The 9,062-nt window shown below is 73.3% G+C and carries 8 protein-coding genes; 2 read left to right on the top strand and 6 right to left on the bottom strand.

Translation table 11 applies throughout. The features are described from left to right. On the top strand, positions 1-971 hold a 971-nt coding region (locus FNX44_RS19340), incomplete at its 5' end, for an acyl-CoA desaturase (protein WP_228450018.1). Between the two features lie 12 nt (positions 972-983). Continuing rightward, the gene (locus FNX44_RS19335) at positions 984-1,661 is read left to right on the top strand and encodes a TetR/AcrR family transcriptional regulator (protein ID WP_143649582.1); all 678 of its coding nucleotides are present in this window, start codon (positions 984-986) and stop codon (positions 1,659-1,661) included. A 65-nt stretch (positions 1,662-1,726) separates the two neighbouring features. Here FNX44_RS19335 and pth read toward each other — a convergent pair whose 3' ends face one another. The 6 genes from pth to FNX44_RS19305 all read right to left on the bottom strand — a co-directional run. Beyond that, positions 1,727-2,320 carry an aminoacyl-tRNA hydrolase gene (gene pth, locus FNX44_RS19330; protein WP_143649580.1) on the bottom strand — a complete coding sequence of 198 codons (594 nt, stop codon included), beginning with the start codon at positions 2,318-2,320 and terminating at the stop codon, positions 1,727-1,729. Positions 2,321-2,423: 103 nt separating this feature from the next. Next, positions 2,424-3,011: a 50S ribosomal protein L25/general stress protein Ctc gene (locus tag FNX44_RS19325; RefSeq protein ID WP_143649578.1), complete on the bottom strand. Its 588-nt coding sequence runs from the start codon at positions 3,009-3,011 to the stop codon at positions 2,424-2,426. 184 nt (positions 3,012-3,195) lie between these two features. Beyond that, positions 3,196-4,173, bottom strand: coding sequence for a ribose-phosphate diphosphokinase (locus FNX44_RS19320; RefSeq protein ID WP_143649576.1), 978 nt, complete (start codon positions 4,171-4,173; stop codon positions 3,196-3,198). Positions 4,174-4,297: 124 nt separating this feature from the next. Next, positions 4,298-5,779: a bifunctional UDP-N-acetylglucosamine diphosphorylase/glucosamine-1-phosphate N-acetyltransferase GlmU gene (gene glmU, locus FNX44_RS19315; protein ID WP_143649574.1), complete on the bottom strand. Its 1,482-nt coding sequence runs from the start codon at positions 5,777-5,779 to the stop codon at positions 4,298-4,300. After that, a complete protein-coding gene (locus FNX44_RS19310) occupies positions 5,776-6,747 on the bottom strand; it encodes a cellulose-binding protein (RefSeq protein ID WP_143649572.1) in 972 nt (323 codons plus the stop codon). The genes glmU and FNX44_RS19310 overlap by 4 nt, the downstream gene beginning before the upstream one ends. A gap of 305 nt (positions 6,748-7,052) precedes the next feature. Next, a partial coding sequence (locus FNX44_RS19305) for an SUKH-4 family immunity protein (protein WP_143649570.1) occupies positions 7,053-9,062 on the bottom strand: 2,010 nt, incomplete at its 5' end.

Genomic DNA, 9,062 nt, shown 5'->3' with positions numbered 1-9,062 from the left:
CCCTCGACCGGCTCCCCGCCCCCCGCCCTGCCGAGGGCGGCGAAACGCTCGGCACCCTCGCCGGCGACCAGCGGCGCACCGTGGAACAGGTCACCCTCCTGCTCTTCATCACCATTCCCTTCCTCGCCCTGGTGGCGGCCGTGCCGCTCGCCTGGGGCTGGGGTGTCAGCTGGCTCGACCTCGGCCTGATGACCGCCATGTACTTCATCGGCTGCCACGGCATCACCATCGGCTTCCACCGGTACTTCACCCACAGCTCGTTCAAGGCGAAGCGGCCGCTGCGCATCGCGCTGGCCGTCGCCGGCTCGCTTGCCGTCGAGGGGCCCGTCGTGCGCTGGGTCGCCGACCACCGCCGGCACCACAAGTTCTCCGACGCCGAGGGCGACCCGCACTCCCCGTGGCGCTACGGCGAGACCGTCCCCGCCCTGATGAAGGGCCTGTGGTGGGCCCACATGGCCTGGATGTTCGACCGGGAGAAGACCCCGCAGCACAAGTACGCCCCCGACCTGATCAAGGACCCGGTCATCCGCCGGATCTCCCGCCAGTTCGTGCTGTGGACGGCCGTCTCCCTGCTCATCCCGCCGGTCATCGGCGGCCTGGTCACCTGGTCCTGGCAGGGCGCGCTGACGGCGTTCTTCTGGGGTTCCCTGGTCCGCGTCGCGCTCCTGCACCACGTGACCTGGTCGATCAACTCCATCTGCCACGCCGTCGGCAAGCGCCCCTTCAAGTCCCGCGACCGCTCCGGGAACGTGTGGTGGCTGGCCGTCCTCTCCTGCGGCGAGTCCTGGCACAACCTGCACCACGCCGACCCGACCAGCGCCCGGCACGGCGTGCAGCGCGGCCAGATCGACTCCAGCGCCCGACTCATCCGCTGGTTCGAACTCGCCGGCTGGGCGTACGACGTGCGCTGGCCGCAGGCCAAGCGCCTGGAGGCCAAGCGGGTGCGGCCCGGCGACGCCGACCCGGCATGATGTGATGGTGCCGTGGCGAGCGAGGACAGAGGCAACCCGAGCAACGACAAGCCGAGCGGTTCCGGACGACGGGCCGCCAGACGGCGCATGACCGGCAAGGAGCGCCGCGAACAGCTCCTGGACATCGGGCGGGTCCTCTTCGCCGAACGCGGCTTCGAGGGCACGTCGGTGGAGGAGATCGCGGCGAAGGCCGGTGTCTCCAAGCCCGTCGTCTACGAGCACTTCGGCGGCAAGGAGGGGCTGTACGCGGTGGTCGTCGACCGCGAGATGCGGCAGCTCCTCGACATGGTCACCGACGGGCTCACCGCCGGACACCCCAGGGAGCTGCTGGAGCAGGCCGCGTTCGCTCTGCTGGACTACATCGAGCAGCACACCGACGGTTTCCGCATCCTCGTCCGCGACTCGCCCGTCACCCAGAGCACGGGCACGTTCGCCTCGCTGATCAGTGACATCGCCACGCAGGTCGAGGACATCCTGGGCCACGAGTTCAAGGCCCGGGGCTTCGACGCGAAGCTGGCGCCCCTGTACGCGCAGGCGCTGGTGGGCATGGTGGCGCTGACCGGGCAGTGGTGGCTCAACGTCCGCAGGCCGAAGAAGTCGGAGGTCGCCGCGCATCTGGTGAACCTCGCCTGGCACGGTCTGGACGGGCTCGAGCCCAAGCCCCGCCTCGTCGGCCACCGCCGCGCGTAGACCCCCGGTGCTCGTCCCGGCCCCGGCCCCGCCCGTGCGCGCGGCCGGGGCCGACCGCGTCGCCGTCAGGAGTTGTACGTCGTCTGGGCGCGTTCGAGACCGTCGGTGAGCAGCGTCTCCACCGCGTCGGCCGCCCGGTCGACGAAGTAGTCCAGTTCCTTGCGCTCGGTGCCGGAGAAGTCCCGGAGCACGAAGTCCGCGACGGGCATCCGGCCGGGCGGTCGGCCCACACCGAAACGCACCCGGAAATAGTCGGGGCCCAGCGACTTGGTGATCGACTTCAGGCCGTTGTGCCCGTTGTCGCCGCCACCGCGCTTGACCCGCAGCGCGCCGTAGGGGATGTCCAGCTCGTCGTGGACGACGACGATCCGCTCCACCGGCACCTTGTAGAAGTCGGCGAGCGAGGACACCGGCCCGCCCGAGAGGTTCATGAACGACAGCGGCTTGGCGAGCACCACCCGTCGGCTGTCCACCCCGGGCGTGCCGATCCGGCCCTCGACGACCTGCGCCCGGGCCTTGTGCGCCTTGAACGTGCCGCCCATCCGGCTCGCCAGCAGCTCGGCGACCATGAAGCCGACGTTGTGCCGGTTGTCGGCGTACTCGGGGCCGGGATTGCCGAGCCCGGCGATGATCCAGGGACCGGTCGACGTCTCGCTCATGGCTGCCTGTTCTCCTGCGGGCCGGCGGAACCGCCCGGAGAACCGGGCGGGGAAGAGAGACCGGGCCCGCGGACCGGCGAACGGTCCACGGGCCCGGCGGGAGTCACTCGGCGGCGGCTTCGCCCTCGCCGCCCTCGGCGGCCGGCTCCTCGGCCTGCGCGGCCAGGACCTGGAGGACGACGGTGTCCGGCTCGACGTCCAGCGTGGAGCCCTTGGGCAGCTGCACGTCCTTGGCCAGAACGCTGTCACCGGCGGTCAGGCCGGCGACGGAGGCCGTCACCGACTCGGGGATGTGGGTCGCCTCGGCGACGATCGGCAGCGAGTTCAGCACGTGCTCCAGGATGAACTGGCCCGGGCCCAGGTCGCCCTCGGTGTGCACCGGCACCTCGACGTTGACCTGCTCGCCGCGCTTGACGACCAGCAGGTCGAGGTGGACGAGGAAGCCGCGGATGGCCTCGCGCTGCACGGCCTTGGGGATGACAAGCTCCTCGCGGCCCTCGATGTCCAGGGTGATCAGGACGTTCGAGGTCTTCAGGGCCATCATCAGGTCGTAGCCGGGCAGAGCCACGTGGACCGGCTCGGTGCCGTGGCCGTAGATGACGGCGGGCACCTTGTCCTCGCGGCGCAGACGGCGGGACGCGCCCTTGCCGAACTCGTTGCGGATGGTCGCGCTGATCTTGACGTCAGCCATGGAACACGCTCCTCGTAGTCGTCGGATCCGTTGGGCGTCACCCGGCCACGACGGACCTGCTACGAAGAGCGCGTCGATAACGGACCGCCGCACGCAAAGCGGTGCGGCCTCCCTCGCCGAGCAACACGCGCATGCTACCCGGGGCGGAGGCCGCACCGTAAATCGATCAGTCGGGCGGGACCCGTCAGCCCTGCTCCTCGAAGAGGCTGGTGACCGAGCCGTCCTCGAAGACCTCCCGGACCGCGCGGGCGATCGTCGGCGCCATGGACAGCACCTTGATCTTGTCGATGTCCAGCTCCTCCGGGGTGGGGAGGGTGTTGGTGAACACGAACTCGCTGACCTTGGAGTTCTTCAGCCGGTCCGGCGCGGGGTGGGAGAGGATGCCGTGCGTCGCGGTGACCAGCACGTCCTCGGCGCCGTTCGCGAACAGCGCGTCGGCGGCCGCGCAGATCGTGCCGCCGGTGTCGACCATGTCGTCGACCAGCACGCACACCCGGCCGCGCACGTCACCGACGACCTCGTGCACGGTCACCTGGTTCGCCACGTCCGGGTCGCGGCGCTTGTGCACGATCGCCAGCGGCGCGCCCAGCCGGTCGGCCCAGCGGTCGGCGACCCGCACCCGGCCGGCGTCGGGGGAGACCACCGTCAGCTTCGACCGGTCGACACGCTTGCCGATGTAGTCGGTGAGGACCGGCAGCGCGAACAGGTGGTCGACGGGTCCGTCGAAGTAGCCCTGCACCTGGTCGGCGTGCAGGTCCACGCTCAGCACCCGGTGGGCGCCCGCAGCCTTGAGCAGGTCCGCCATCAGCCGGGCAGAGATCGGCTCCCGGCCGCGGTGCTTCTTGTCCTGGCGGGCGTAGCCGTAGAACGGGATGACCACGGAGATGCTGCGCGCCGACGCCCGCTTCAGGGCGTCGATCATGATCAACTGCTCCATGATCCACTTGTTGATGGGCGCCGTGTGGCTCTGGATCAGGAAGCAGTCCGCGCCGCGCACCGACTCCTGGAAACGGACGTAGATCTCGCCGTTGGCGAAGTCGATCGCCTTGGTGGGGACCAGGTCCACCCCCAGCTCCTCGGCCACCTCCTCCGCCAGCTTGGGGTGGGCGCGGCCGGAGAAGAGCATCAGCTTCTTCTCACTGGTCGTCTTGATCCCGGTCACTGCACCGTCTCCTTGGATTCTGCCGAGTGTGCGCCTATCACCGTACGCCCTCTCCCGGAAGGCCGGCGAAGGGGGCGGGTGCCCCCGTCAATGGCCATGCCAACGATCTCTTCCGACACCTGGGTCAGCCCCGCCCCTTGCCCCGGCCGGCCTCGCCGGCGGCGTCCGGGCCGCCCTCGGCACGGGCCGCCGCCTGCGCGGCCGCGCTGCCAGGACGCTTGCGGGCCACCCAGCCCTCGATGTTCCGCTGCTGCCCCCGGGCCACGGCCAGCGACCCGGGCGGCACGTCCTTGGTGATCACCGAACCGGCCGCCGTGTAGGCGCCGTCCCCGATGGTGACCGGCGCCACGAACATGTTGTCCGAACCGGTCTTGCAGTGCGAGCCGACCGTCGTGTGGTGCTTGTGCTCGCCGTCGTAGTTCACGAAGACGCTGGCCGCACCGATGTTGCTGAAGTCGCCGATCGTCGCGTCCCCCACGTACGACAGGTGCGGCACCTTCGTGCCCTCGCCGATCGTCGCGTTCTTCATCTCGACGTACGTGCCCGCCTTCGCGCGCTCACCGAGCACCGTGCCAGGCCGCAGGTACGCGTACGGCCCCACCGACGCGCCGGGGCCCACCCGGGCGCCCACCGCGACCGTGTTGCTCACCACCGCGCCCGGCCCCACGTGGGTGTCGGTCAGCCGCGTGTTCGGCCCGACCTCGCACCCCGCGGACAGATGCGTCGCGCCCAGCAGCTGGGTGCCGGGCAGGACCACCGCGTCCGGCTCGACCGTCACGGCCACGTCCAGCCAGGTCGTCGCCGGGTCCACCACCGTCACCCCGGCCAGCATCGCGGACTCCAGCAGCCGGTCGTTCAGCAGCCGGCGGGCCTGCGCGAGCTGCACCCGGTTGTTGATGCCGGCGATCTCCCGGTGGTCGGCCGCCACCGCGGCGCCCACCCGGTGCCCGGCCTCCCGCAGGATGCCCAGCACGTCGGTCAGGTACTCCTCGCCCTGGCTGTTGTCCGTGCGCACCTTGCCCAGCGCCTCGACCAGCAGCTCCGCGTCGAACGCGAACACCCCGGAGTTGATCTCCCGGATCGCCAGCTGCGCGCCGTCCGCGTCCTTGTGCTCCACGATCGCCGTGACGCTGCCGTCCGCCGCGCGCACGATCCGGCCGTAACCCGTCGCGTCCGGCACCTCCGCCGACAGGACGGTGACCGCGTTGCCGTCGGCGGCGTGCGCCTCGGCCAGCGAGCGCAGCGTGGCGCCCGTCAGCAGCGGGGTGTCACCGCAGGTCACCACGACCGTGCCGCGCAGCTCCACGCCGTCGGCGGCCAGCGCCTCCAGGCCCATGCGCACCGCGTGACCCGTGCCGTTCTGCTCCTCCTGCACCGCCGTCCGCGCCTCGGCGTCGAACCCGGCGAGATAGTCCGCGACCTGCTCCCTGGCGTGCCCGACGACCACCACCAGGTGCTCCGGGTCGAGTTCACGGGAGGCGGCGACGACATGACCCACGAGCGAGAGCCCGCAGATCTCGTGCAGAACCTTCGGGGTCGCCGACTTCATGCGGGTGCCCTCACCCGCTGCGAGAACGACGACGGCTGCCGGGCGGATGGCGCTCACGGGTGTGCCCTTCGGCTTCGGGTGGATGTCACCCGCAGGATACCGGCCGACGGCCCGCGGTCGTCTCCCGGCGTGACGCCCCCGTGAGCGCCGCCGGCGGCCCCCGGTGGCGCGTTCCGGCCGGTCAGCGCCTCCAGCACAGCCCTCGTCCGGGCCAGGTCGCGCTCCACCGCGCGCCGCGGTGAGCGTTCGTGGCGCCGGTCACGCTCGGCGGCGCGGTTGATGTGCGACGCCCGCGCCGACGCCTCGGTCAGCAGCTCGGCAGCCTGCGCCTCGGCCTCCGCCAACCGCCGGCCCGCGGCCCGACGGGCGAGCCGCAGCGCCCGCTCGGCCTCCGCCAGCAGCGCCGCACCGCGCGCCTCCAGTCGCGCCACCACCTCGAGCACCGCCGCCTCGTCGACGGCCAGCCGGCCCTCCAGCCGGTGCTCCGCCACCCGCTGCCGCAGCGCCTGCACGGCCAGCAGTCGAGCGCACTCCCGACGCGCCCGCTCCAGCCGCGCCGCCGCCTCCTCCTCGACGCGGGCAGCGTCCGCCCGCGCCCGGACCAGCACGCGCGCCGCCTCCTCGCGCGCGGCCGCGAGCGTCGCCTCGGCCTCCGCGTCCGCCGCGCGACGGATCTCCGCCGCCGCCCGGTCGGCGTCCTCCCGCAGCCGCGTACCGGCGGATCTGGCACCGCCGCGCAGCGTCCGCGCGTCTGCCGCGGCCCGGCCGCACAGCTCGTCCGCCTCCTCCACGGCCAGCCGCACCACCAGCCGCGCCCGGGCGCCCAGCGGCTCGAACGAGGGTTCCCGCAGCGCGGCCACCGCACGGCCCAGCCGCCGCGCCTCCTCCGCCAGCTGCCGGACCAGCACCACCAGCCGGGACTCCTGGACCTCCAGCCGCTCCCGCTCGGCGAGCAGCGCCGCCGTGCGTTCGTCGACCTGCGCCGGCCGGTAGCCGCGCCCCCAGACGGTCGTGAAGCCGAACACGGAGCCGGAGCCGCCCCGCGCGCCCCGCGACGGCCGGGGCGAGGGCAGCCGGAAGAGAGGGGGACGTGCGGGACCGCTCGCGGAACGGGACGGCTGGACACCGGACGGGGACGGCGGAGCCGGCGGGGCCGTCAAAAGCGCCGAGAACAAACGTGCACCCCTTGTGTGGACACCTTCGCCGTACCGCACACATCGCCCAGGGCGAAACGCCCATAGCGTGACAGTACGGCCGTACCGGTGTCCCAGGATGAGGCATCACCCCCGGCTCGACACAGCCGCCACCACCGGGGAAGCCGACCTCGTCCTCAGAGAAGCCCGTCCCACATCTGTTCGAGGAGTACCGACCACCACGTTTCCGGCGACCCCAGCGCCGCCGGGTCCAGCGCCGCCAGCTGCTGCTGGAAGTCCACCGTCCAGCGGCCTGCCTGATCCGGCGTCAGGCCGTAGCGCAGCGGCCACATCCGGCCCAGCATGGCCATGCAGCGCACGAACTCCGGCAGCCCGGTGTTCACGAAGCGCGGCGTGACCGACTGGCCACCGGGGCCCGCCTCCAACGGCACCGCCACGATGTGCGCCGTGCCGTACTGCACACACAGCTGCCGCCCGTAGTCGTTGCCCATTACCAGGTACGACGCGGCGTCCGCCGCCGGCTGCACCCCGCGTTCCTGCGCCAGCTCCGCCAACGTCGGAACCGGCCGCCCCGGCTGCGCCTGCGCCCAGAAGAACGGACTCACGTCCAGCGGCAGACCCGCCCACATCAGTGTCTGCGCCACCACGTCCGGCACACCCTGGCGGGACACCGCCCGCTGGTCGAAGCGGTACACGCCCTGCGGACCGAACGACTGCGCCAACTCGTGGCCGACGCCGTCCAACGGGATCGGCTGGGCCGGCTGCACCGGCATCAGCGCCGCCCGCTCCGGTGCCGGCCGCGCCGGGGCGTCCGCCACCTGGTGCAGCTCACCCTGGTGCTCGATGAGATTGCGCATGCCCTGCTGGCGGGAGGCGTGGTCGCTGCCGTACGGCGTGGTGTGGCTGATCCGCACCTGCGGCCAGGTCTCCTTGACCATGCGCGCGCAGTAGCCGCCCGGCAGCTCGCAGCACTCCAACTCCGTGTGGAGTTCCAGCACCTGGTCCGGCGGCACGTTCATGCCGCGCAGCTCGTGCATGATCTGCCACTCCGGGTGCGGCAGGCCGGGCGCCGAACGGCGGATCAGCTTCTGCTCCGCGCCGTCCGCGCCCCGGTACGTGAGCACCGCCATGTAGCCGGGGCCCACCATCGGCTGACCGGACGGCGGCGGATAGCCGTAACCCGGCTGCTGCCCGGCGGCGCCGGGCGCGCCGTGCGGCGGTTGCGCGGGGCCGGCGAGCATCGTGGCCGCCTGGTGCACCCCGCCCGACGAACCGCCCGACGAACCGCCGGGCGGAGTCGCCGGCTGCCCGGGCGCGCCCGGTGGGGCCGGCGGGTTCGGGCCGCTCGCGGCGTTCGGGCCGCTCATGGCGTTCGGGTCGGCGAGCATCGTCGCCGCGTGGTGCACCCCGCCCGACGAACCACCCGACACCGGCGGCGCCGGCTCCGGAGGGCGCACCCCGGCACCCTGGCTCGCCACGTCGTCCGCCGATACCAACTGCGTTGCCTGGTAAGCGGCCTGACTCGACGGCGCACCGGCGCCCGACCGGTCGGCACCGGCGTTCGCCCGCGCCCCCGGCGTACCGGGCGCGCCGGGCGGCGGCGGTACCGACGGCCCCGCGCCGCGCACCGGACGGCCCGCCGACGGGTTCGCCGGCGGCGCCGGACGCGGCGCCCGGCTGGTGTCGGCGTCGGCGATGTCCGCCGCGCCACCCGGCCGACCGGCGGCGGGCGGGACCGGCGGGCCGCCCATGGCGTTCGGGCCCCCCATGGCGTTCGGGTCGGCGAGCATCGTCGCCGCGTGGTGCACTCCGCCGCCGGAGCCGCCGCCCGGGGCGCCCGGACCCTGAGCACCACCGTCCTGCTGGGGGCCGCGCAACTCGGGCGGTGCCACCGACTCGTCCAACGCGGCGGCGAGTTGCGTCCTCGGCAGGGCGCTGCCCTCCGGCAGCAGCGCGGTCGCCGCCTCCGGACTCACCCGCGGCGGCGGCGTGCCCTGCTCGTCCTCGTCGCTGCCGCTCAGCGGCGGTGCGAAGACCGTCGCGGGCGGCGCCACCGACGGCCCGGAACCGGAACTCGACGTGTCCGCCCACGACACCGAACCCGTCGCACCCGCGGCGTGCGGTCCCTCCGCCGGGGCGTGTGCCGCCGGAGTGTGCGCCGGGGGTGCGGGGGGTGCGGTCGGCGG

This window comes from Streptomyces alkaliterrae (assembly GCF_007097205.2).
Lineage (GTDB): Bacteria > Actinomycetota > Actinomycetes > Streptomycetales > Streptomycetaceae > Streptomyces > Streptomyces alkaliterrae.
This window is presented reverse-complemented; position numbering and strand designations above follow the sequence as displayed.